Source organism: Maridesulfovibrio pacificus (SeqCode), assembly GCF_048612815.1.
Lineage (GTDB): Bacteria > Desulfobacterota > Desulfovibrionia > Desulfovibrionales > Desulfovibrionaceae > Maridesulfovibrio > Maridesulfovibrio pacificus.
Genome location: NZ_JBLZNE010000001.1, coordinates 3,067,654 through 3,090,533, shown reverse-complemented (window position 1 = coordinate 3,090,533; position 22,880 = coordinate 3,067,654). Strand labels below are relative to the sequence as shown.

The window sequence follows — 22,880 nt, the reverse complement described above, 5'->3', positions numbered from 1 at the left end:
GTCAGCTCGTTATTTTTTAGGAGTCAGGCTGTCTTCGCCGTTTTCTACGTATTTTTTGTTGCAGCTTACGCATTCAAGGGACTGCGGAAGTATTTCTCCGCATTCGCAGACCCAGCCAATTCTTTTGGCGGGGGTGCCGACCATGAGTGCGTAATCAGGTACATCTCTGGTAACAACTGCTCCGGCACCGATAAACGAGTATCTGCCGACAGTGTTTCCGCAGACGATTGTGCTGTTTGCGCCAAGGGTCGCACCCTTTTTAATCAGGGTTTCACGCACTTCATTCATGCGGTTTACATGTGCCCGGGGATTAAACACGTTGGTAAAAACCATGGACGGTCCGCAGAACACATCATCCTCAAGAGTTACACCCTTATATACGGAAACGTTGTTCTGGATTTTGCAACCGTTGCCGATAGTTACATCAGGGCCTGCTACAACATTTTGACCGAGATTGCAGTTTTTACCGATTACGGTGTTCTTCAGCACGTGTGAGAAATGCCAAACCTTCGTTCCATCGCCGAGAATAGCTCCGGCATCTACCACAGCAGTTTCGTGTACCTGTGCTGAGTTTTCTCCGGTAGCAGAGTTGAGCAGGATTTCACATCCTTTACGGTTCATGGATTCTTGAGCTGCGTTGAGGACCTTGAGAACCCGTAAGCCCTCTTCTGCGTCGGTTCTGGGGAGAACATTGGAGTCAATGCAATCAAGGAAGTGCTTGCATTCGAGAAACAGGGGTTCATCCTGAGGAACTTCAACCTTCTCGGCATCGGCTTTGTTGGGTACGGGAATATTGTTTTCCCATTCCACTTTGTGCGGGTAAAGCAGGAGCTTATCTTCCCAAGCCTGAGTATCGTCAAATACAGCCATTTTTTTGTCACCGACTACAACCAATTTCTGTTCCTTGAAGGGGTGCAACCATGAGACAAAAATATGTGCCTTGGTTCCACTCGGGAATTCAAGGTGAGTGGTAGTGACGTCCGCAATGTGCTGATGCAGGTAGTTGCCGCCGGTGGCAATGACTTTCTCCGGTTCTTCACCGGTGAGGGAAAGAATCATGGAAATGTCATGAGGTGCGAATGACCAGAGAATGTTCTCTTCGCGACGGATCTTACCGAGATTCAGCCTGTTGGAGTAGATGTAATTGATGCGTCCGAGTTCACCGGATTCAACCATCTCGCGCAGTTTGACGAAAATGGGATGGTACTGCAGCAAATGGCCGACCATGAGAATAAGTTTTTTCTCCTCAGCAATCTTAATCAGCTCTGCAGCTTCTTGTTCATCAAGTACTAGCGGTTTTTCCACATAAACATGCTTACCGGCCAGCAAGGCTTCCTTGGCAAGATTAAAGTGTGTTTCCGCAGGGGTGGCGATGACAATTCCATCTATTTCGTCGTTAGAGAGCACGTCGGCATATGAAAGTACTGTTTCAACTTCAGGATATTGTTCCTTGAAGTTAGCCAGTGCCACTTCATTGGTGTCGCAGATCATTTTCAACGCACCAGTACGGTGATAGTTACGGACAAGGTTCTTGCCCCAGTAGCCGGAACCGACTACGGCAACTTTAAGTTCACTCATTGAGAGCCTCCCTTATGCGTTTTTGATTGCTTCAGCGATCATTTCCTGCTGCTCCATTTCAAGGTAGGGATGCATGGGAATGGCGAAAATGCGTTTCGCAGCGTCTTCACTGATCGGGCAGTCACCTTCTTTATATCCGAGATCTTTGAAGGCAGTCTGCAGGTGCAGAGGAATGGGGTAGTAAATGGGTGAAGGTACGCCTTTCTCCTTCAATGCTGCTTGAATACGTTCGCGGTGTTCACCATCTTTTGCCAACGGGCAGTACTGAGCCCATACGGAACGGTACCCTTCTGGAACGGTGGGGACGGTCAATCCTTCAACGTCAGCGAGGAGTTCTGCGTAGGTGTCTGCAACTTTGTCACGCAGATCCACTTCTTCAGGGAAAATGTCAAATTTTGCCTGCAAGATAGCTGCCTGGAGGGTGTCGAGACGGCCGTTAATGCCGAGGCGTACGTTGTCGTATTTGTCAGGACCCTGTCCATGAACGCGGTGGGAACGCAAACGTTCGATCAGATCATCATCGTCGGTGAAGCACATGCCACCATCGCCGTAGCAGCCAAGAGGCTTTGCAGGGAAGAAAGAGGTGCAGGTAATATCGCCGAGGGAACAGGCGCGCTTGCCTTTATATTCACCGCCAAAGCCCTGTGCGGCATCTTCAATGATGAACAGGTCGTGTTTGTCGGCAATAGCCTTGATTGCATCGTAGTCTGCGGGCTGGCCGAAGATATCGACGGTGATGATTCCTTTGGGGGTAAGTCCTTCTACCTTAGGAATGGGCATGCCGTTATCAGCTCCCTTAAGTGCTTCAATGGTCTTTTCGAGCTTCTCAGGATCAATATTAAAAGTAACGGGATCAATATCCACGTATACCGGAACTGCACCTAAAACAGCGACAGCTTCAGCGGTAGCGAAAAAGGTAAACGGAGTAGTGAAAACGGCATCGCCTGGTTTGATGTCCAATGCCATGAGGGCGAGAGTCAGAGCATCCGTTCCGGATGCGCAGCCTAGAGCGTGCTTGGTGCCGCAGTATTCGGCAAGACGCTCTTCAAGAGCGGTGATTTCTGGGCCCATGATGTAAGCACCGTGATCGAGTACCGCGTCCATATTGGAGCGAACCTGTTCTTCAATGATAGAAAACTGTTTTTTAAGATCGATAAAAGGTATACCCATGAGATTATTTCTCCATGTTTAATGCGTTTTTATATTGATTAGACAACCTTCCAATTGGGTCGTCGTAAATAAATTTCACTTGTTTTTTCAAACTCTTCCGTATCCAGTACCATGATTCTGATTTTGCGCTTAATCGCTTCTTCTGCTTTGGTGCAAAGATCACCGATACGCTCGGAATCTGTTCCATCACCAATGATGAGGACATCAATGATGCCCGAGTCAATGCCTTTGGCATAGTCATCAAGAATATAAACAGAATCTACATCACCTATTGTGGATAAGATGTACTCAAGAATTTGGTCGATACCGATATACTTACGTACAATTGAGCTGATCTCGGGGAAGAAGGGATGAGAAGAGTTGGCGTTGTAGAAAATGTAGCGCCCTTCTTTCTTTTTGTTCAGATAGCCAGCTTCGCTCAAGCCATCTAATTCTTCTTTCATGGCATTGGGAGAAACATCAAATTCTGCTGCTAATTCCCTAAGATATGAAGAAACATCGGGGTTAAGAAATAGCTTTAGAAGTAGTTTAATTCTAGTCTTCGAGGTAAATAATTCTTTGAGCATGATGTGAGTTTGTTAGGTTATTCTGAACAAACTGTCAATCTTGGTGCAATTAAATTATTAAATTGGGTGAAAAGAAATGGGACTTCTTTGACGGATTTTTACCCTTCTTCATCAAACTCGGGGACCACGTTATGCAGCATGGCTCTGACGTCATCTGCATGAAATTTGTCCGCCGCATTCTTCATTTCTACAAGCTGTTTTTCGAATTTGGTGCAGTATGCGGCAAGGTCGTTCTCAACTCCTTTGAGAACCATAATCTTGTCGTGCTCAGTGCGGACGATTCCCTCACCCTCGGTAATCAGCTCTTCGTATAATTTTTCGCCTTCGCGGAGTCCGGTAAAGATTATTTCAATGTCTTTGTCCGGTTCTTTACCGGAAAGGCGGATCAGGTCTCGGGCCATATCTGCAATTTTGATTGGCTCACCCATTTCAAGAATAAAAATTTCACCACCGTCAGCCATTACTCCTGCCTGAAGGATGAGTTGGGCCGCTTCTGAGATGGACATGAAATATCGGGTGACATCTTTATGGGTCACGGTAACCGGGCCACCTCTTTCGATCTGACGGCGGAATAGGGGGACAACTGACCCCGAAGAGCCGACTACATTGCCGAAACGCACAGCCATGAACGTTGTTTTAGAGTTGTGGAACAATCTCATAAGCAGTTCGGTTACACGTTTGGAAGCCCCCATGATGTTGGTGGGGCGTACGGCCTTGTCAGTGGATACAATGACAAAACGGGTCACTCCGTGCTTGTCTGCAGCGGTCATGACATTTTTAGTGCCGCAGATATTATTGTGCACCGCTTGCCAAGGGTTGCGTTCCATCATGGGTACATGCTTGTAGGCTGCTGCGTGGAATACAGTATGTGGCTTGTATTTACCGAATGTTTCATTCATGAGATGCACATCCTGTACACATCCCAGTACGGTTACATAGTCGTGAAATTTAAGCTCGTGGTGCAACTCCATTTGAATCGAGTAAAGATTAGCTTCACTGGCGTCCACAAGGATGAGTTTTGCCGGGTTGAAGCGGACGACCTGCCGGACCAGCTCAGAACCGATTGAGCCACCGCATCCGGTAACGAGTACGGTTTTGCCGGAAAGGTATTCACTGATGGCAGTGTTGTCTAATTGCACCGGAGCACGTCCCAGTAAATCCTGATAACTGACATCGCGTAATGCCTTGATACCGACTTTGCCGTTAATAATTTCATCCATTCCGGGAAGAATTTTATAGGGCAGGCCGGTTTTTTTGCAGGCATCAATTATTTCCCGCATTTCGGCTCCGGATGCTTCAGCCACAGCTATAAGGATTTCGTTGACGCACTTGTTTTGCACTAACTCCTGCAAATCGGATAGGGGACCGAGTACTGGGACGCCGTGGATTGTTCTCCCTCGTTTGCTCTTGTCATTATCCAGAAAGCCTACGGGAATATATTTGAGCTGTCCGCTCGTTCTTATTTCGCGGACAACCTTTTCCCCGGCCCGTCCGGCTCCTATTATCAGGGCGTTATTGCCACCAACAGGACAGGATTCAGGTGAAAATTGAATAGAATTACCGTCTTTAAAAGCGTAAAAAGAACGGATAATGACCCGGATTCCGCCGCACATGAAAACAGTCAGCATCCAGTCGATGATGAATACACCTCGTGAAAAACCACCGAATCCGAATTTGTAAAGAACAATAGTAACCAGAATCAAGGATTGCAGAAACGTGGCTTCAAGGATGTGCCAAAGGTCACGCAGGCTGGTATAGCGCCACATGCCACGATAAAGACCCAGTCCAAGGAAAACAGAAAATTTTATGACTACAGCATATTTAAGCAATTCAAAGCATTGATTGATTGCAAACTCCGGCAGGCTGAAATCAAAGCGGAATAGGTAGGCCCCGTAAAAAGCCACGCTAAAGATCATCAGGTCCAAGAGAACCATGAGGTAAAAATTTGCGTTACGCAGGTTGTTGATCATACTTTATTTTCCGCAATGTTTAATCAGGGCTACTATTCTTTCCATCTCTTCAGCTGTCATGGCCGTGCCGGAGGGCAAACAGAGTCCGCGGTCAAAAAGATTTTCGCTGACCTTGCCACCGAAGACCGTGTTATTTTTGAACACGGGTTGGTTATGCATAGGCTTCCAGACCGGACGTGATTCGATGTTCTCTTCTTCAAGTGCAATACGGATTTCATCCGGTGAAGCACCGAACTCATTTTTATCAACCAGCATAACCGAAAGCCAGCGGTTGCATTGTCCATACTCCGCTTCAGGCATGAAAGATATACCGGGAATACTGCCCAGTTCCTGCTCGTAGTAATTGAAGATTTCCCTTTTACGTGCCACGCGGGCAGGGATGACTTCCGCCTGTCCACGACCTACAGCAGCTACAACATTGGACATGCGGTAATTGTAACCGATTTCCTTGTGTTCGTAGTACGGCTCCGGCTCTTTGGCCTGCTGGGAGAGCCAGCGTGCACGGTCTATCATTTCTTTGTTGTCTGAAGCTAGCAGTCCGCCACCGGAAGTGGTGATAATTTTATTGCCGTTGAATGAGTAAGCGGCCATGAGAGCTTTTTTGCCTGCATGACAGCCTTTGTAGGTGGCACCAACGGATTCTGCCGCATCTACTATAAGTGGAATGCCGTGCGGATCAAGAATTTCAAGGATGCGGTCATAGTCAGCGCACTGGCCGTAAAGATCGGTGGGAATGACAGCTTTAGGTTTGCGTCCTTTGGAAATATAGTGATCCACTGCCTCTGCGAGCAGTTCCGGGTCCATGTTCCATGTTTTGTAGTCACTGTCGATGAAAACAGGTTCTGCTCCCAGAAAGGTAACCGGGCTTACACTGCCGATAAAAGTCAACGAGGAGGTGATAACAACATCGCCCGGTTCAACCCCCACAATGCGCAGGGCAAGGTGCAGGGCTGCGGTGCCGCTGGAAAGTGCTGCGCAATGCTTGAATCCGGTAAGTTCCGAGAAATCCTGCTCAAATCCGTTGACCATAGGTCCAAGCGGGGCAATGAAATTACTTTCAAAAGCTTGGCGGACGTATTCCTGTTCATTACCTCCCATATGGGGGGGAGAAAGATATATGCGTTTATTGTTTGTAGACACTTGCAGGATTTCCTTTAAAGCTGAAAATTATTCGTAACATCGGGTCTGATATTATATTTTGATCTTTTAGTACAGTTCGACATGATTTCGACAAAAGCAACTGTAATGATTGTTTATATATTGTAATCTGAGGCTAGGCTTTGACGCAGGCAGGAACTCCTACTGCAGTAGCTTCTTCAGGAATATCTTGAATTGCGGTTGAGCCTCCACCAAGTGTAGCCTTGGAACCAATGGTTATGCGTGGCAATACCGTGGCTCCAATGCCGATCATTGCCTCTTCGCCGACTACAGCCTCACCCCCTAAGGTGGCTCCCGGCGCGACATGCGCATGTGGCCCGATTGAGTTGTGATGCTCAATGGTCGCATTGGTGTTGATTATGGTGTTGTCTTTGATTTCTGCACCAGTGTTGATGACCGTCCCGGCCATAATCATGCAGCCGCTACCTATTTTTACATTGGGGGCGATGACTGATGAGGGATGGATTACTGTAAATAAGTTTTCGCCAGATTCTATTAGGTCGTTGAAAATTCGTTTACGTAGTGCATTGTTGCCAAGTGCTATAACAATGGCGTCATGTTCAATGTTTGGGATGGCTGCATTTCCTCCGGGAACGGGAATCCCCATGATTTCTGTGCCATGTAGATCTGGATTCTCATCTATAAATGCAACCGGCTCCGCTCTTTCCATGAGCAGCAATGCATCGGCAACCACCTGTCCATGTCCCCCGGCTCCCATAATGATGATTTTTTTCATCTTATTTCCCTTCCTGATTGCCCATGAATTCCTGTGCTGTCGCTTGTCCGGGCTGGGAGATGCCTTCACGTTTGAAAACGCGGGCAACAGTCAGGTAAAGAATTTTAATATCCAGCAGAAGATTGTGGTTGTCCACATACCAGACATCAAGCTTAAATTTGTCTTCCCATGAAATTGCGTTTCGTCCGTTGACCTGTGCCCATCCGGTTATGCCGGGCGGTACGTCATGTCGGCGAGACTGTTCCGGGCTGTAGCGTTCAAGGTATTGCATAAGCAGGGGGCGGGGGCCGACCAGCGACATATCTCCAAAAATCACGTTGACCAGTTCTGGAAGTTCATCCAGTGAAGTGGAACGCAGGATTTTACCGAACCTGCTCAATCTTTCTGAGTCAGGGAGTAAATTACCGTGTTCGTCCTTGGCATCGGACATGGTTTTAAATTTGACAATATTAAAAGGCTTCCCATGCAGTCCCGGTCTGCGCTGGATAAAGAAAATACCGCCGCCCATTTTTTTATGAATGGCAATGGCTACTCCGACCAGCACTGGAAAGAAAACTATCAGCGCTGAAATTGAAACAACAAGGTCAAAACATCTTTTAACGGTCATTCATAAAGTCCCATGGCTTTCATTATGGTCGCATTGACCTTGTTAACATCGAATTTTTCTTGAGCATATTCCAGAGATGCTGTCCCCATACTTTGTAATAGCTCCGGCTGGAGGATGAATCTTTCCATGGTCGACTCAAGTGCGGAAATATCTTTGACTGGGACCATAAAACCGTTCTTTCCTTCGATAACAGTTTCGCGGCACCCAGTTGTATCAGTGGTAACAATAGGTCTTCCGGTGGCCATGGCTTCCAATACAGAGCGCGGGGTTCCTTCCCGATATGAAGGCAATACATAGACAGAGCACGCTTTTAATTCTTCGCGTACATCATCAATCGGCCCAGTACATTCAACTCCGCCATTCTGCCACTTTGCAATAAGATCGTTAGCGATTGAGTCAGGTCCTCGATCATGCGGACCGACCAGTCTGAACCCGGCTTCCGGATATTTTTGCTTCAAGCGCAGGGATGCTTCAGCAAATTCACGCACTCCCTTTTCTTTAAGCAAACGAGATATGCACAGGAATACAGGATTTCCTTGAGGCACAGGCGAACTTGCATAGTGTTTGAGATCAACCCCAGAACCATTAGTGATGACGGTCTCTTTGTTGTTTGGGATTATGCCCATTTTTTTGAATAAGTCACAGTCGTCCGGGTTCTGGAACATTATCGCGTCATTGCAGGCCAGACCTGTGCGGTACATATTTTTGACCAGTTTGAGGAGTAAGCCTCGTTTGCCGGAAGTCTGCCCGAAGGCATATCCAAGCCCGGTAATCATGGAGTAAATATTATTTATTCCGGCCAGTTTTGCTGCAACGGAACCGTATATGACCGGCTTGATTGTATAAGAAAGGATTGCGTCCGGTTTGATCTTTTTTAAAACTTTGATCAGAGAGAGTAGAGCAGTCAAATCCTTTATGGGATTCATGCCCTTGCGTTGGATGGGGACTTCAATGAATCGGATGCCCATTGCCTCAAGTTTATCGGGTACCTCTGGGGAATCCAAAGGAGCAATGCCGTAAATATCATGTCCGGCGGCTTTCATTGCCTTGAGCATCGGGCCTCGGAAATTTATGAGTGATGGGCCGTACCCACCGATAACTGCAATTTTTTTGGGCAATGGCAGAAGGTTTGTTTTGTCGGCCCCTTCTGGGGTGAAGGGGCCGGGATTTGTTCTTTTGTTATTTGGGAACGTATGCAAACAGTTTATACTGACTGTAAGAAATTATGTAATTGCTGTTTTTCCTCAAGATAATGTCGGTTAAAACTTCTTTGTCATCGTGAAGGTGATATGTGCATATGGCCAACTTGGGTGCCATGTCCTTTAGTACAGAAGAAGCTCCTTCAAGCATGTATCTTTCAGCTCCCTCAATGTCTGCCTTAATAAAATCTATTTTTTCAATTCCGTTGTCCTGTACCCATTCATCAAGAGAAATTGCTTCTACTTCAATATAGTTGTTAGAATTTCTAGTCATAACACATGAGGTACTTCCCAATGATTGTGATGGACTATATTCGAACTTCAATGTTTCTTTTTGGGTGCTCAACGCCATGGTTACCGGATTAATATTATTGTTAAATTCAGCGGTCTGCATTAAGTATTTATATGCTTCCGGGATAGGTTCGAAAGCATAAACAATTGCACCCTGACTGGCTGCTTCTGCTGCGAATATGCCAAAGTTAGCACCTGCATCAATAAGCACTTCATCTTGTCCGAAAGTAACTTCTCCCATCTCGTAACCTTCTTCAGTTCTTAAGAATGCTACGATACCTTTTTGATATTTGGACCACACAGGATCTCTGTGGGAAAGATACTTAAAGAAGTGAGCGGCCAAACTACTTTTATCAATATCGTTTTGCATCAATGGCAAAGATGCGATGTCAAATTCAAGACGACCGTTCTTTTTAGTATGTTTTTCGATTACATAGTATAAATCAGTTAAGTCGTTTGAAAATAAAAATTTGCTGGTGAAGAGTAGAAGATCACATGAAATTTTATCTTTAATTTTTATAGTCTCAAACGCTTGGGCAGCTAATATGGTAGCTCTTTTTAAAAAACGGTATGTTTGGATCGCGATGTTGTCTTTAGGAATATTAGGGTATCTTTCCAATATATTATGGTATAAATCGCGTGCATAGAGATAAATTTTACTCATTTTTAATCCTTTTTTATTAAGTCAAATGGTATTGTTAAGATTAAAGTTATTTGAAAGTCAACAAATGGAACTCCATTTTAGGTCGGAATCTCCCACTTCTCACACCAGCTCTGAAACATCAGCACACTCCAGATTTTGTACTGGTTGTCTTTAATACCGGTCAGGTGTTCGTTCCAAGCGAGGCGCACTTGGCCGGTATTGAAATATCCTTCCCGATCCAAGCGGTCCGGGGCCAGCAGATCTTCGGCCCAACCGCGCAACGGTCCGCGCAACCAGCTGTCTATGGGAACGCCGAAGCCCATTTTCGGGCGTTCGATCATTTCTTGCGGAACGTACTTATACAAAATTTCGCGTAAAATATGTTTGCCCTGTCCATTGTTGATACGCAGGTGCATGGGCAGACGCTGGGAAAACTCAACGATTTCATGATCGAGAAACGGTGCGCGGGTTTCTAGGCTGATGCCCATGGCTGCCCGGTCCACTTTGGTCAGGATGTCATCGACCATGTAGTTGGCTGCATCCATGAACTGCATCCACGCAGTCAGGTTGTCCTGCAGCGGCTGGCGGTTTGGGTGCTGGAACGGTCCCCGGAATTCTGTCGCATTGCGTACAACAGCTTCGGGGTTAAGCCAGATGGAGGTCAGGTCCCGGTAGTATTCAGATGCGGAGGCTGCGCCCATTACATCGGCAAGCTTGTGCAGCTTCTGTCCGGGAAGACGCATCTGCAGTGCCGGCGGTAAAAGCGGACCGTACATTTTGAATACTTTGTTCCAACTCTGCGGAGAAATGTTGGAAATCATCCTTGCGCCAATTTTTCTTAGTGGCGCGGGAACATTTTCCAGCTTGCGCCATAGCGAGCAGCCTCTGAAATGGCGGTTGTAACCTGCGAAAAGCTCGTCTCCACCGTCTCCAGACAGAGCCACAGTTACATGTTCACGGGTCATGCGCGAGACAAGGTGGGTGGGAATCTGCGAAGAGTCGGAAAAAGGCTGATCCCAGATCTGCGGAATCTGGGGGATGATATCCAGTGCGTCTTGCGGCGAAACGTACAGTTCGGTGTGTTCAGTACCGATATGCTTGGCTACGGCCTTGGCATCGTCCGCTTCGTTGTATGCTTCATCGTCAAAACCGATGGTGAAGGTTTTGACCGGAGCTAGAGCGCATTGCTGCATAAGGGATACGATTAGTGAAGAATCGACTCCGCCTGAAAGGAAAGCTCCTAACGGTACATCGGAGATCATTTCCCGTTCAATGACCTTGAGCAGCAGGTCTTCCAGTGTGTCGACAATCGCTTCGTCCGGTGCGGTGAAAATTTTATTTTCGGCTTCACGAGCGCAGTCAAGCAGGGACCAGTAAGGCCGTGGTTCCATGAGTTCCCCGTCTGGCCGTAAACAGGTCCAAGTACCGGGCATCAGGGAAAAAGTCTCTTTGAAAATAGTGCGGGGCCCGGGAACGTAGCAATAGCGTAGGTAAGCGGCCAGCGAGTCGCGGTCTATTTCGCGGTTGAAATATTTTTTGTAGCCCATGAGTGCTTTCAGCTCTGAGCCGAATAGGAAATTGCCACCCTGCATGGAATAGTAGAGCGGTTTTTCGCCCATGCGGTCGCGGGCAAGCAGCAGGCAGTGTTCTTTACGGTCCCAGATTGCGATGGCAAACATGCCGCTGAACCGTTTCAGGGCTTCTTCAAAGCCCCATTGTTCAACAGCTTCAAGTATGACTTCGGTATCGGAATGGCCGCGCCAGCCCGGAAAGCCTTCAGTCTGTTCAAGTTCCGCACGCAACTCGCGGTAATTGTATATTTCACCGTTGTAGACAGTGACATAGCGACCTGATTTGGAGTGCATTGGCTGCACGCCTTCTTCGGTAAGGTCGATGATAGCAAGGCGGCGGTGATCAAGGCCTACGCCCCATTCCGGGTCGGACCATTGACCGGAACCGTCCGGGCCGCGCATGTTCTGGGCGTCGCCCATTTTACGGGCTATGCGTTCCAGACGTTTTTCATCTGACGAGCGTGTAAGATCAATAAAACCAGCGATTCCACACATTTTTTATGCCTCCGGCGGCCCAGCCGGGGGCCTTAAACCATTTTTGTAAAAAGGGTTTAAGAATCCCAAAAACTTTTATTAGGGCTTCGCCGATTTAAATAAAAAAAATTTTTAATTCCTTGTGCTCTCAGCAAATTTGAGTCTGCCCTTGCCTAAGAGATCATGCAGATGAATCATGCCTGTAAGTGCGCCTTCTTCGTTTACAACGGGCAGTACTGTGATCTCTTTGGATTCCATGATATCGAGCGCCTGCGCTGCGGACATGTCCGGCGTAATGCGCAGAGGATTTTCGATCATGACTTCGCTGGCGGAAATTTGGTTATCGAAATTACCGGAACAGACCAGTCTGCGCACATCACCATCGGTGATGACACCGGAAAGCTTTTTCCCATCGGTTAGGGCAACCAGTCCCAGACCGCCTTTGTCGAGCACGGACAGTGCTTCAGCAAGGGGGCCGTCCTGCGGGGCTGCGGGGATCTTATCGGTGTGCATAAGTTCACTGATGCATAGGGTCAGCCTGCGGCCCAGCGATCCACCGGGATGAAATTTTTTAAAATCCTGGCTGTCAAAGGCTTTGTGGTCCATAAGGCAGACTGCCAGAGCATCACCCATGGCTAGGGCTGCGGTGGTGGATGAGGTTGGTGCCAGTCCGTGGGAGCAGGCTTCGCAGGGTACTTTGGTTCTGATTACAATGTCGGAGAGTCGCCCCATTGTGGATTCTATTTCCGAAGTGATGGAAATTATTTTAGTACCGAAAGAACGGATCGCCGGAAGCAGGGCGTTGAGCTCATCAGTCTCGCCGCTGTTTGAGATGGAAATTACAACGTCTTCAGCCCTTACCATGCCGAGGTCACCGTGGGCGCCTTCAACAGGATGCAGGAAAAAGGACGGTGTTCCGGTAGAGGACATTGTGGCAGCTATTTTGCGGCCTACCAGCCCGGATTTACCCAGTCCGGTGATAATTACCCTGCCTTTGCAGCCGGCCAGCATTTCTACTGCCTTGGCAAAGTTCAGGTCGAGCGAATTGCGTATGGAGGCGAGGCCGTTTTCTTCAATCTGAAGAACTTCCTTGCCCCGTTTAATGAAGTCGGAAAGTTGTTTATCGGTCATTTGTTACCTATTTTACGAGCGAGGTGAGGTCGAAGATCGGGCCCATGATGGCGACAACAATAAAGGCAATGAGCATGCCGATGAAAAGCAGTAACATAGGCTCAGCCAATGCGACCACACGTTTCATAAAGTTATCCACATCCCTTTCGAAGATGGTACCCATTCGTTGTAGAAATTTGCCCAGTTCCCCGGATTTTTGTCCGGCAGTAAGGGTAAGGATGTAAATATCGGGATAAATCTTTTGTTCCGCAAGCACTGCGCTAAGGGATCGCCCTGTGGCAACCTCTTCACGGGCTTCGGCCATTTTCTTTTTGAAAAATGTCGAGTTCACCGCATTGGCGGAGCTTTCCATTCCCTGCACAAGGGGAATACCGGCGTCAATCTGGAAACCGAGAATGCCCGAAAAGCGGGCAAGGGTGGATTTCTGGACCAGCGGCAGTTTCCAAAGCAGGCCGTCAATCTTCTCCCGGAATTTAGGAACGGATTTGTAGGCGCTGATAAAGGCGAAAATTAGGCACAAGGGGATGATCAGGGCCAAGGGACCAAGATTTTCCAGAGTGTTGCCCAGTGCCACAACTATTTTGGTGGATGTGGGCAGTTCCCCTTTTGCGGCTTTGAATATACCGGTGATCTTGGGCAGTACTTCAGAAAGCAGGAAGTAGACCGCTCCCATACCGATGAGCAGGATAACTACGGGATAGACCATGGCGGTCATGAGTCGTCCGCTTACTTCGGCGCGTTCTTCCTCGTACTTGGCAATGTTTTCAAGCACGTCCCCAAGTTTACCCACTGATTCAGCAACCTGAACCATGCCCACGTATACCTGTGGAAAAATTTTAGGATATTTAGCGAGGCAGGATGAGAAGCTTTCTCCTGACTGGACAGCATCACGGATTTCCATCCATGTATGACTGGCTCTACCTCCGCTCATGCGGGCCATCATATCAAGGGATTGTGCCAGAGCGGTTCCGCTTTGGAGCAGAATACCAAGATAGTAAAATGATTCACCCAGCCTGATCTTGCCGCTCATGGAGATGGAAGATGTCAGGGATTGGGTGGAGCTTTTTTCCTTTTGTCCGGATTTTACCTGCTCAAGGCGCAAGGGCATGAGCCCTTTGCCTTGTAAAGTGGCAAAGGCTCTGGACTGGGAAGAGGCTTCAACAAAACCTTTTTTCTTTTTTCCTTCCTTGGTGACCGCGCGATATTGATAGGTGGGCATTTCTGATCACATTCCTACTTAAGCTCAACAATGAGGGAAAGCATCTGTCCCTTGCGTTCAACGTCGATGGATATGGCTGAAGCACCACCGAGTGAACCGTACACCTGCAGCAGCTTGGTCGGGCCGGTAATCATCTCTCCGTTAATACGCATGAGCACATCACCATTTTCAAGACCCAGCTTTTTAAGCAGGGAGTTGGTCCTGATGTTAGTCACCCTGAAGCCCTGAGTTTTGCCACCCTTTGAGTTGGGCTTGAATAGGGCTTGTTTGAGGAATGCATTGGGGTCATCCAGAATTTCTTTAGTTTCAGCTTTGCTGACGGAAATCTTGTTGGTTTTGCCGCGTACAAGCTTCAGGCTTTGAACCTGATCCCACATGGCGATTTTCTTTTGCTCACGGCCATATTTCCAGATAACATATTGGGGTTTGATTTCAGCAAGAGTCCAGCCCTCGTGCTCCTCTCCTTCGCGCAAGATGATTGTTTCATTTTTGATTCTGAAAACAGCCATATCTGTTTCCCCAGTGAGAATGCCGACCAGCATCCAAGTTGAAGGAGTTACCGTGGCTTTTTTCTGGATTTCAGCAGGGTTGTCCAGGCTGAGAATATTTTTTTCCAGAATCAGCTTGGAATCTTTTTCAATCTTACTGGCTGCATCAGAGGAAAATGATTGACCGAGGATAGGGGCCGTCGGTTTGGGCAGCGGGATAAAAGACGACACAAGGTACGCCGTAGCCAGCCCGAAAGCGAGCGGCCACAGCCATGCCGGAAATTTGGTGGCTTTCAGATCCATATATAAATATATCCTAAAAAGTTTTCCAGAAGCGTTACAGCACTGGAAAATTTAAAATTACTATTCCTCTATTTCAGCGTAAGAATGGTAGTTGTTTTTAATCCACTTGTCCATACCCTTGGTGTCATGGTAAATGTCTAATCTTAATAGCCTTTTCCTTACGGTCTTAGCTGAGCTGTAATAAAAGAGCCTTACCTTTCTGGACAGCCGGGCACTGAAAACGTTCTGGGTCCCTTTAACTTTGTGTATGTTCATGCCCGGTGTTCCGGAATCCTGAACGTCAAAGCGAATCAAGGTTTCAATGACTTTTTTGAAGAGCTTAAACTGGGTGGAGTAGACTTTTTCAAGATCGGCAATGAAACTTGGCATGGCTTCACTTTTGGTTAGCAGGGATTCAAGTATTTCAGTGACTCTTTCGAACCCCTTACCGGCTCCGGTTACTTTCTCGCTCTTGTTCTGCTCTTCAAGTCGCCGTTGTTCGTCTTGAAGTTGTTCCACCTCTTCCTCAAGCAATTGGTGGTACCCTTTGACCTCTTCCATTTCAGCCATAAGGGTATTGACCTGCTCTGCGGTTTTTTTGCTTTTCCCGAGATAGAAATGGAGCATGCGCAGCAGATGGTCTTCGGTCACCGGTTTGGGGATGAAGTAGGTGAATACATCGGACTGGGCTTCGTCAGTGGCCTCGGCATCCATTCCGGTCAAAAGGATAACCGGGATGTAGGGATATTCCTCGCGAATGTAAGGTAGGATATCCACACCGCTGAGTCCCGAACCTTCAAAATGGACATCAAGAAGGATTACATCCGGTTCTTCTTCGGACTCTTTCAAAAACGCCAGAAATGAGACCGGATCGTAAAAAGATTCGTGTTTTTCGAGAATTCCCGCATCGCGGAGGATTGAAACAGTGTATTCGTGCAAACGTGGGTCATCGTCTGCCAAAACAAAAAAATACGGATCCTGTTCCGGGGTCATTATTCGTCTCCTGTTACTGGAATAGCCCCTGCGGGGCCGAAGGTTCCCAATGGAATAAGTATGGTGACTTCAAGGCCTTTGGATCCTAAAGTTTCAGTGTTTTTTGCTGATATGTCAAAGCCCATATTGTCTCCGAAAAATTTTACAAAGACAGTTCCCTGTCCCATGGCTTTGCCGTTGCGTTTGGCTGAAGGCACGGCTCTTTTGAAAAGATCCTGCAAACTGTCGTCTGAGACACCGCCACCGGTGTCGGCTACTCTCAAGCGGGCGTAGTTATTCTGCACATCGGCGGTGATTGCTAAACGAGGCTTGAATGTTTTGAATTCTTCGCTGCCTTGGCGGAGCAGATCAATTTGTCTAAGCTCCATGGCGGTCTGGCTGTTTCTTATTAAATTGAGCAGGATTTCCCATGTTTTGTATTGGTCAACCAGAACTTCTTCTTCCCTGATCATCCATTTTTCAAAATCAAATTGCAGGTCCAGCCTTGCCCGGGAGTATTTTTGGTCCTTTTCGAGCCTATCTGTAAGTTTTGCTGCAAGTTCGTCAAGGCCTATCAACTGCGGTTTAAAAGAAAGTCTTTTTTCGAGGTCGCGCAGGTGTTCGACAATGCTTTCTTCAAAAGGGGTAACTATCTGGTTGTACAATTCCCTTTCTTTAACTTTGGGCAGATCATTAACAATTGTATGAATTTGAGATTTCCAGGAATTCTGGAGTACCATAAGTTCATCTTTAACCATATTTGCCTGGGTGATCATGTCATCGGTCAGTTTTTCTGTGGCAACCATGAGTTCCAGTTGTCTGCGTCTCTGGCGTTCATCACGTATGGATTTTTCCCGGTCCACTTTTTCCCGGTCTGCGGGTGATTTACGTTTGGTCATTATAAACATAAAGATAATGGCTACGACATAGAGGGTCATAAAAGATCGGCTCAGGAAAAGCTTGGATGAAAAGTTTCCTGTCATGTGGAGCAGCCGGGAAAAGATGAAGGCAAAAAATATATTGAAGAAGCCCACATAGGTCATGGTTTCTCTTCCACCAAGACGCCATGAGAAATAAAGGCTGGAGACAACCAGAAAAATACAGAAAATATAGTGTCGGGCAATGCTGTCAGCCATAAGATCGAATATTACGTAGGCCAGAACGTAGAAGCTTGCCAGCACAGGTAGGCGCCAGCTTGTACTTTTTATGCGGGGCTTGTTTTTCCGTTCCCTATGCCCGGATAAGTAATCTAATATGCTTTTATATATATTTTTCATTTGGCTTTGTCGTGGAAATGGTTAGTGAGCATTCGGCTTCTTGTGCCGCAATCCTAGGTTATGGGCAAGGATAGTTTTCAGACTGTGCTTGACATTTACACGCTCTGATTTAACACAACCTGTTGGAAAGTGCGATTGCATTGCCGCCAACACTGTTTTAAGGTCTATTCAAATCTTCTTCTTGAAAATGATGGAATTATGGATAAAAAATTAATTATTCTAGCTCTGACGCTCTTAGTTGCTTTGGTTTCAGCTTGCGCCAAGCAGCCTTCACCGGGAACGGATGAACCTACGATTGTCACTGATAGCAGTCTTGATGTTTCAAAACTTGTGGGCAAAACTCCGATCAGTCTTGCCGGTTATGTTGCGTATGCAGCTTCTCAGCAATACTCTTCGTTGGACAGCATTTACAATCGTCCTCCGGAAGATATGGCCGGTAATTATATTGTGCAACTCAGCAAAAGCAACGAAATTGTGAATTTGGATGAGGATGTTACAACCTTTGTACATGAAGGCAGTGTTCTCGCTTCAGGCAGCAAAAACGGAGTTGTCCGCTTGTACGGGGGACAGGGGTGTACTGCTGTGCAGGCCGCTTCAAAGCTGGTTAATTCCGTTTCATGGTTTTCTGATTCTCCATATCTGGCTGTTTCATCCGGTCAGGATAAAGTTGTTGAAATATTTAATGTTAAGGAATGTGCACGGGTGCGTGTTCATGATGTGAATAGCACTGTGGACATGTTTGCTGTTTCGCCCCGGGGAAGCTGGCTGGCCCTTGTTGATGAGGCCCGCAGGCTATGGGTCGGCCCGCCTAATGGGAAATTGCGCAAGATTGATCGTTTTACCTATAAACCTCTTTCCCTGGTTTTTTCGAATGAGGAAGGAATTCTCATGGGGGTTGATACTACCGGTAAAATGGTTATGTGGAGTCCGCTTAAATTGACCAGAATTTTTGATCAGAAGATTAAAGGCGGACCTTTTAAATCGGTTAAAGCCTATGGTCCCCATCTCAATATTGTTACAGAGAAAGGTCAGCGTTTTCAGTGGGATGTTAGTAAGAGAGTAAAGTCTCCTTTCTTTGAGCAGGAAGATGGCTTTTTTCTCAAAAATGGGGTTTTGTTTTACAAGTCGCCACGCAAACAATTTTCCAGAAAAATACAATTTAAGCCGGTTTCTATTGTCGTGGAGCGGTCTCCGTCAGGCAAAGTATACCGGGTCAGTGATGTGGATGGGGCTACAAGATATTATTCTTCTCTGGATGGCAGTCCCTTAAAGGGGGAATATGATTTTGCCGACTGGAAGGAAGTAAAGATAGAACGCAATTATAGTTTCGCTGGGCGCGGACGAGAGTTCTCGCTAGCAATTCCCATTGCACAACGAGAATTTCAAAGGTTGTATTGCAGGTATATACCAAGTAAAGGGTATTACCTTTGGTGGAAAAAAGTGACCCGTCCGGATGACTATTTCAAGTCGCGCGGGATGCTTCCTCGTCGTTTGGGAATTTCAGTTGAAACTCCTATCGAGTGGGAACCGCTGGAGAACAAGCGTATTGATATCAGGGATTAAGCCTTGAAATAGTAATGATTAAGTAGAGGATATTATGCAAAAAAAAAGAATTCGTATAGCAGCCCTTAAAAAGGGTCAGCGTGGTTTCAGTCTTATCGAACTGATGATTGTAATTGTTATCCTCGGTCTGCTGGCTTCAATGTTGGTCCCTAAAATTATGGACCGTCCCAACGAAGCAAGGGTGACCAAGGCCAAGATGGATATGAAAGCCCTTGATTCGGCTTTGAAATTATACAAGTTGGATACCGGACGTTACCCCACCACTGAGCAGGGACTACTGGCTTTGATTACAAAACCGGAGACTCGCCCTGTTCCCCGTAATTACCGTAAAGGCGGTTACCTTGACTCTACGACCGCTCCTGTTGATCCTTGGGGATATGATTACCTTTACAGAAGCCCTGGTGAGGAAGGACGTCCTTATGAACTGATCTCTCTTGGTGCTGACGGTATGGAAGGCGGTGAGGATTACGATGCCGATATTAAGAGTTGGGAATAAACTGGGTTCATAGAATCTTATGAATATACATACTGCCCGCCGTTTTTCGGGCGGGCTGACTTTCATAGAACTCTTAATTGTTCTTTTTATAGTGGGCATGGGCTGGTTTACGCTCATGCCCAATCTTGATCTTGCCGGTGACAGGGGAGATGATAGCTTAAGTCTGGTTAACGCTCTGATTTACGAGGCCAGAACAAAAGCAGTGGAAACTGATTCACGTCAGTATCTTTACATTGATTTTGATAATGGTGTGCTCAAATGGAATGGAGAGGAAGTGGCTCTACCTTCAGAAGTCTCCAGCGGGCATTTTAATGAATATCCCATAGATGGCGACGGAGTTGAGTTTACTATCTACCCTGAAGGGTTCAGCGATGAAGTGCGTTTGGTCTTTTCTGATGGTCTAACCGTTGTTCTGGACCCATTGGCGGCTCGTTTTGTGGAGATTTAACTGTGGCGCGCAAAAACGGTTTTTCCTTGATAGAGATCATTGTGGCTTTGACCATTGCAGCCACCATGTCCATGAGTTTTTTGGGAGTACAGAGGCAGAGTGCACTTATGGCCCAGTCATCAAAAGACTCATGGAATGTTTTGAATTTGTCGCAGGATATTTTGGCTCATAAGTATCCTGGTAGGATGAGTGTTGTATCAAGCGGTTGGGTTTCATGGCCGGGGCCTCCTGAAGGTAGTTTCAGAGTTGGGCTTGAGACAATTTCATCTACCGGAAAAGGGTTTTATACTCTTGAAACCCGTAGTGATGACTATACTCTTGAGTGGAAAATTTATCGTGTTTCCCATAAAAGGAAGCTGTATTAATGATATATTTTCAACGTAATCATACTTCTCTTGAGGTCCAGAAGGGCTTTTCGCTTATCGAAGTACTTATCGGATTGGTTTTGTCAGGTTTATTGATGAGTATGGTTGCTATGGTTCTGGGGCAGTCGGTCACCAATAACGAGGTTGTCCGTTCCAGTGCCGGTCTTTCTTCGCGAATGTTTACTTTGCGCCGTATTCTGCATCGGGATATGCAGAATGTAATTCCAGGAAGCGCAATGGGAGTTGAGGATAATGGTTTCAGTCTTGAAACCAGCCATAATATTTTGTTGAAAGGTGCGGGGCCGATTCTTGTTAACTGGGATTTTTCTTCGAATATGATTCGCAGAAATGAGGAGTCCCCTGATCTTGATTTTGAGAATTCTTTTTTTCTTATGCGCGGTGTTAATTCATGGGGCCTGGAGTTTCTAGATGCCAATAAAAATGTGTGGATTTCGCGCTCGCAGCAGTCTAGCAGGGCAATGAGCGGCATAGCTGCTATCAAGGCATTCAGGTTGAAGCTGATATTCGAAGGCGGACAAGAAATGATAATTGTCGAGAGACTTCCGTATGCTACAGAATAATTTCGACAAGAATTCAAAGGGCGTTGTACTGGTCATTGTACTGGTCTTGTTTATGGCTCTGTCCGGTCTGACTTTAATGACTATTGAGGTCAGTTCTCGCGGGGCTGTGGAAGCAAGTCGGATGCGCAGTGAATACGAAGCCGGGTTCATGGCTGAAGAAGCCTTATATGTCATTTATGGTTTACTTAAAGATGACAAAACTCCATTTTCTGACACCTTGCGTGAAAAATGGGCCAAGGAGTGGGATGATGATGGGCTTAAAATTATAATCACTCCGTGTAATGCAAAAATAAATATTAAAAGTCTTATCAGCAGTACAGATAAAAACAGAACACTTAAGATTATAGGCCGTGTCCTTGATAAAGGACTGGATGTGAATACCATGGTCGGAAGTCTTGCCATCTGGTGTGGAATAAATGTTAATCCTAAGCTCGCTAAAATAGATAATTTTTATTATGCCTCACAGTCTCCGCCTTATGCTCCGCGCGGTAGTATGTTGAAAATTCCTGAAGAAATACTGTTGCTGCGTGGTTGGGAAGGCTTGGACAGTGGGTGGGTTGATGAGAATCTTACCGTATGGGGTGGAGGCAGGCTTAATATAAACTTTGCTTCTCGCGAGACTTTGCTTGCCTACTTTCCAGAATTAGGTAAAGGAGTCGACCGTATTCTGCATTGGGCCAGAACAAGGGGCTTTACAGACTTAAGCCAGGTGCTTTCGGTTATCGGTATACAGTCTGATTCATCTATATATAAAAATATGACGAATGAATTGACCGTAAAGTCAGATTTTTTTGATGCTCGTGTTACTGCATCGGTGGGCGGTTGTACTGTAGTGAAAAGATACATCATCCGTAGACAGGGTGCTCTCGAGATAGGGGAGCCTGAATTGATTTTTCAGAACGATATTTCGGTTACCTTTGCACAAGATCAGTAAATGGACAAAAACACTGCTAACAGGTATAGGACAAAGCCATAGATGGCCTTTAAAAAATTAGTATATATTCTTTCATTCAAGGGAAATGAACACCAATGGATGATGTTTGACGGACGTGACCTTACCGAATCGGAAGGTCCTGCCGATAAAAACAAACATCCGGTCGTTGCCCTTTTGCCTGATCCCCTTTTCTTCTTTTTTAAGCCCCGGGGGGCCATCAAATCCCGTCATGCCAAATCCGCGACTATGATGCAGATGAATTATTCCTTTCCTATGCAGGAGGGAGAGTTCAAGGTTTTGCGTCCGTCCGGGGATGCTGTGCTGGGTTATACCGGGCATGACCTGCTTAATCGTTTTTTGGACCGTCATCGCGAGGTTCTTGCTAAAGCCACAGTTCTGACTACTGCTTTTGCTGTCTGTTGGAGAGCTGCTGTTGCTGAAGGTTTGTCTGTCTGGACCTGGAAAGGACAAGGCATACGTATTCTTGCCTGTGCAGATGAATTGACCTATTTCCGTGGAAATGATGAGGAGTTCCAGAACAGGTTTGAACGTCTGGGGCTGGAAGGCGAACCTGAGCTCATGGATTTGGGCAAGGCATGCGATGTTTTTGCTAAAAAGAAAGTTCGTTGGGCCAGATTGAATCTGGTTAGCGGTCAGCGTTCCGGGGCCGACAAGTCTATAACTATTGACTATAAGCCTTATGCGGTTGCCGCAGTTCTGGTCTCTTTGATCGGGGTGCTCTTTATTTCTGGACAGTATCACCGCTGGCAGCAAAGTCAGGTTCAGGCAGATGAATGGCGCAAAAAGCTGAAAGAAACTTATGTAAGTGCCCTTGGTCCTAATCCGGGCTCTGATCCCTATGGTAAGATTTTATATAAACTGGATCAACTCAAAAGCGGTGGAGATGGCGGAGGGATTGATGTACTCGGCCTGCTCGCCGTACTTAGTAACAGTGCTCCGGTAGGTATTGAGATTGAAGGTTTTTCCCTTGGTGCTGATTCCGGTAACATCCGGGGTAAGGTCAGCAGTTATGAAGAGCTTGATGCCATGATGGAAAAGTTGGCCGCTAACAGCCAATTTAATTTTGTTCTTGAACAGGCCAACAATATTGAAGGCGGCATAAGCATCAGCCTACGTGCTGAGTATAACCGCTAAGATCAG

The 22,880-nt window shown here is 46.6% G+C and carries 22 protein-coding genes; 7 read left to right on the top strand and 15 right to left on the bottom strand.

Translation table 11 applies throughout. The features are described 5' to 3' along the window. Positions 1-9: 9 nt before the first annotated feature. The 15 genes from ACNI23_RS14295 to ACNI23_RS14225 form a co-directional block, all read right to left on the bottom strand. Entirely contained in the window at positions 10-1,578 is a 1,569-nt protein-coding gene (locus tag ACNI23_RS14295; RefSeq protein WP_420249655.1) for a Gfo/Idh/MocA family oxidoreductase, read from the bottom strand. A gap of 12 nt (positions 1,579-1,590) precedes the next feature. After that, entirely contained in the window at positions 1,591-2,748 is a 1,158-nt protein-coding gene (locus tag ACNI23_RS14290) for a DegT/DnrJ/EryC1/StrS family aminotransferase (RefSeq protein WP_420249653.1), read from the bottom strand. 38 nt (positions 2,749-2,786) lie between these two features. Then, positions 2,787-3,314 carry a winged helix-turn-helix domain-containing protein gene (locus tag ACNI23_RS14285; RefSeq protein WP_420249652.1) on the bottom strand — a complete coding sequence of 176 codons (528 nt, stop codon included), beginning with the start codon at positions 3,312-3,314 and terminating at the stop codon, positions 2,787-2,789. Between the two features lie 98 nt (positions 3,315-3,412). Beyond that, positions 3,413-5,284, bottom strand: coding sequence for a polysaccharide biosynthesis protein (locus tag ACNI23_RS14280; RefSeq protein WP_420249651.1), 1,872 nt, complete (start codon positions 5,282-5,284; stop codon positions 3,413-3,415). A gap of 3 nt (positions 5,285-5,287) precedes the next feature. Continuing rightward, the gene (locus tag ACNI23_RS14275; protein WP_420249650.1) at positions 5,288-6,424 is read right to left on the bottom strand and encodes a DegT/DnrJ/EryC1/StrS family aminotransferase; all 1,137 of its coding nucleotides are present in this window, start codon (positions 6,422-6,424) and stop codon (positions 5,288-5,290) included. 133 nt (positions 6,425-6,557) lie between these two features. Next, positions 6,558-7,178 carry an acetyltransferase gene (locus ACNI23_RS14270; protein ID WP_420249648.1) on the bottom strand — a complete coding sequence of 207 codons (621 nt, stop codon included), beginning with the start codon at positions 7,176-7,178 and terminating at the stop codon, positions 6,558-6,560. Between the two features lies 1 nt (position 7,179). After that, positions 7,180-7,785 carry a sugar transferase gene (locus ACNI23_RS14265; protein ID WP_420249645.1) on the bottom strand — a complete coding sequence of 202 codons (606 nt, stop codon included), beginning with the start codon at positions 7,783-7,785 and terminating at the stop codon, positions 7,180-7,182. Beyond that, entirely contained in the window at positions 7,782-8,840 is a 1,059-nt protein-coding gene (locus tag ACNI23_RS14260; protein ID WP_420249643.1) for a glycosyltransferase family 4 protein, read from the bottom strand. Before ACNI23_RS14260 ends, ACNI23_RS14265 begins: the two co-directional genes overlap by 4 nt. A 124-nt stretch (positions 8,841-8,964) precedes the next feature. After that, positions 8,965-9,939, bottom strand: a complete 975-nt coding sequence (locus tag ACNI23_RS14255; RefSeq protein ID WP_420249642.1) for an FkbM family methyltransferase — start codon at positions 9,937-9,939, stop codon at positions 8,965-8,967. 77 nt (positions 9,940-10,016) lie between these two features. Continuing rightward, positions 10,017-11,984, bottom strand: coding sequence for an asparagine synthase (glutamine-hydrolyzing) (gene asnB, locus ACNI23_RS14250; RefSeq protein WP_420249640.1), 1,968 nt, complete (start codon positions 11,982-11,984; stop codon positions 10,017-10,019). Between the two features lie 111 nt (positions 11,985-12,095). Continuing rightward, positions 12,096-13,094, bottom strand: coding sequence for a KpsF/GutQ family sugar-phosphate isomerase (locus tag ACNI23_RS14245; protein ID WP_420249638.1), 999 nt, complete (start codon positions 13,092-13,094; stop codon positions 12,096-12,098). A 7-nt stretch (positions 13,095-13,101) separates the two neighbouring features. Continuing rightward, entirely contained in the window at positions 13,102-14,313 is a 1,212-nt protein-coding gene (locus tag ACNI23_RS14240) for a type II secretion system F family protein (RefSeq protein ID WP_420249636.1), read from the bottom strand. A gap of 14 nt (positions 14,314-14,327) precedes the next feature. Further along, positions 14,328-15,104: a type II secretory pathway component PulC-like protein gene (locus ACNI23_RS14235; RefSeq protein ID WP_420249635.1), complete on the bottom strand. Its 777-nt coding sequence runs from the start codon at positions 15,102-15,104 to the stop codon at positions 14,328-14,330. 60 nt (positions 15,105-15,164) lie between these two features. Next, on the bottom strand, positions 15,165-16,076 hold the full coding sequence (locus ACNI23_RS14230) for a response regulator (protein ID WP_420249633.1): 912 nt from the start codon (positions 16,074-16,076) through the stop codon (positions 15,165-15,167). Then, entirely contained in the window at positions 16,076-17,236 is a 1,161-nt protein-coding gene (locus ACNI23_RS14225) for an ATP-binding protein (RefSeq protein WP_420249631.1), read from the bottom strand. The genes ACNI23_RS14230 and ACNI23_RS14225 overlap by 1 nt, the downstream gene beginning before the upstream one ends. Positions 17,237-17,530: 294 nt before the next feature. On the opposite strand from ACNI23_RS14225, the gene ACNI23_RS14220 reads away from it, so the two are divergent. Genes ACNI23_RS14220 through ACNI23_RS14190 form a run of 7 tightly spaced genes read left to right on the top strand, consistent with a single transcriptional unit; the run spans position 17,531 to position 22,874 of the window. Further along, positions 17,531-18,895: a WD40 repeat domain-containing protein gene (locus ACNI23_RS14220; protein ID WP_420249629.1), complete on the top strand. Its 1,365-nt coding sequence runs from the start codon at positions 17,531-17,533 to the stop codon at positions 18,893-18,895. A 34-nt stretch (positions 18,896-18,929) separates the two neighbouring features. Further along, positions 18,930-19,391, top strand: coding sequence for a type II secretion system major pseudopilin GspG (gspG, locus tag ACNI23_RS14215; protein ID WP_420249627.1), 462 nt, complete (start codon positions 18,930-18,932; stop codon positions 19,389-19,391). A 19-nt stretch (positions 19,392-19,410) separates the two neighbouring features. Beyond that, positions 19,411-19,839, top strand: coding sequence for a type II secretion system protein (locus ACNI23_RS14210; RefSeq protein WP_420249625.1), 429 nt, complete (start codon positions 19,411-19,413; stop codon positions 19,837-19,839). A gap of 2 nt (positions 19,840-19,841) precedes the next feature. Further along, complete coding sequence (locus ACNI23_RS14205; RefSeq protein WP_420249623.1) at positions 19,842-20,204, top strand: type IV pilus modification PilV family protein; 363 nt, start codon at positions 19,842-19,844, stop codon at positions 20,202-20,204. Next, positions 20,204-20,785: a PulJ/GspJ family protein gene (locus tag ACNI23_RS14200; protein ID WP_420249622.1), complete on the top strand. Its 582-nt coding sequence runs from the start codon at positions 20,204-20,206 to the stop codon at positions 20,783-20,785. Before ACNI23_RS14205 ends, ACNI23_RS14200 begins: the two co-directional genes overlap by 1 nt. After that, positions 20,772-21,719, top strand: a complete 948-nt coding sequence (locus ACNI23_RS14195; protein WP_420249620.1) for a type II secretion system minor pseudopilin — start codon at positions 20,772-20,774, stop codon at positions 21,717-21,719. Before ACNI23_RS14200 ends, ACNI23_RS14195 begins: the two co-directional genes overlap by 14 nt. A 42-nt stretch (positions 21,720-21,761) precedes the next feature. Continuing rightward, a complete protein-coding gene (locus ACNI23_RS14190; RefSeq protein ID WP_420249619.1) occupies positions 21,762-22,874 on the top strand; it encodes a hypothetical protein in 1,113 nt (370 codons plus the stop codon). The last annotated feature ends 6 nt before the right edge of the window (positions 22,875-22,880 follow it).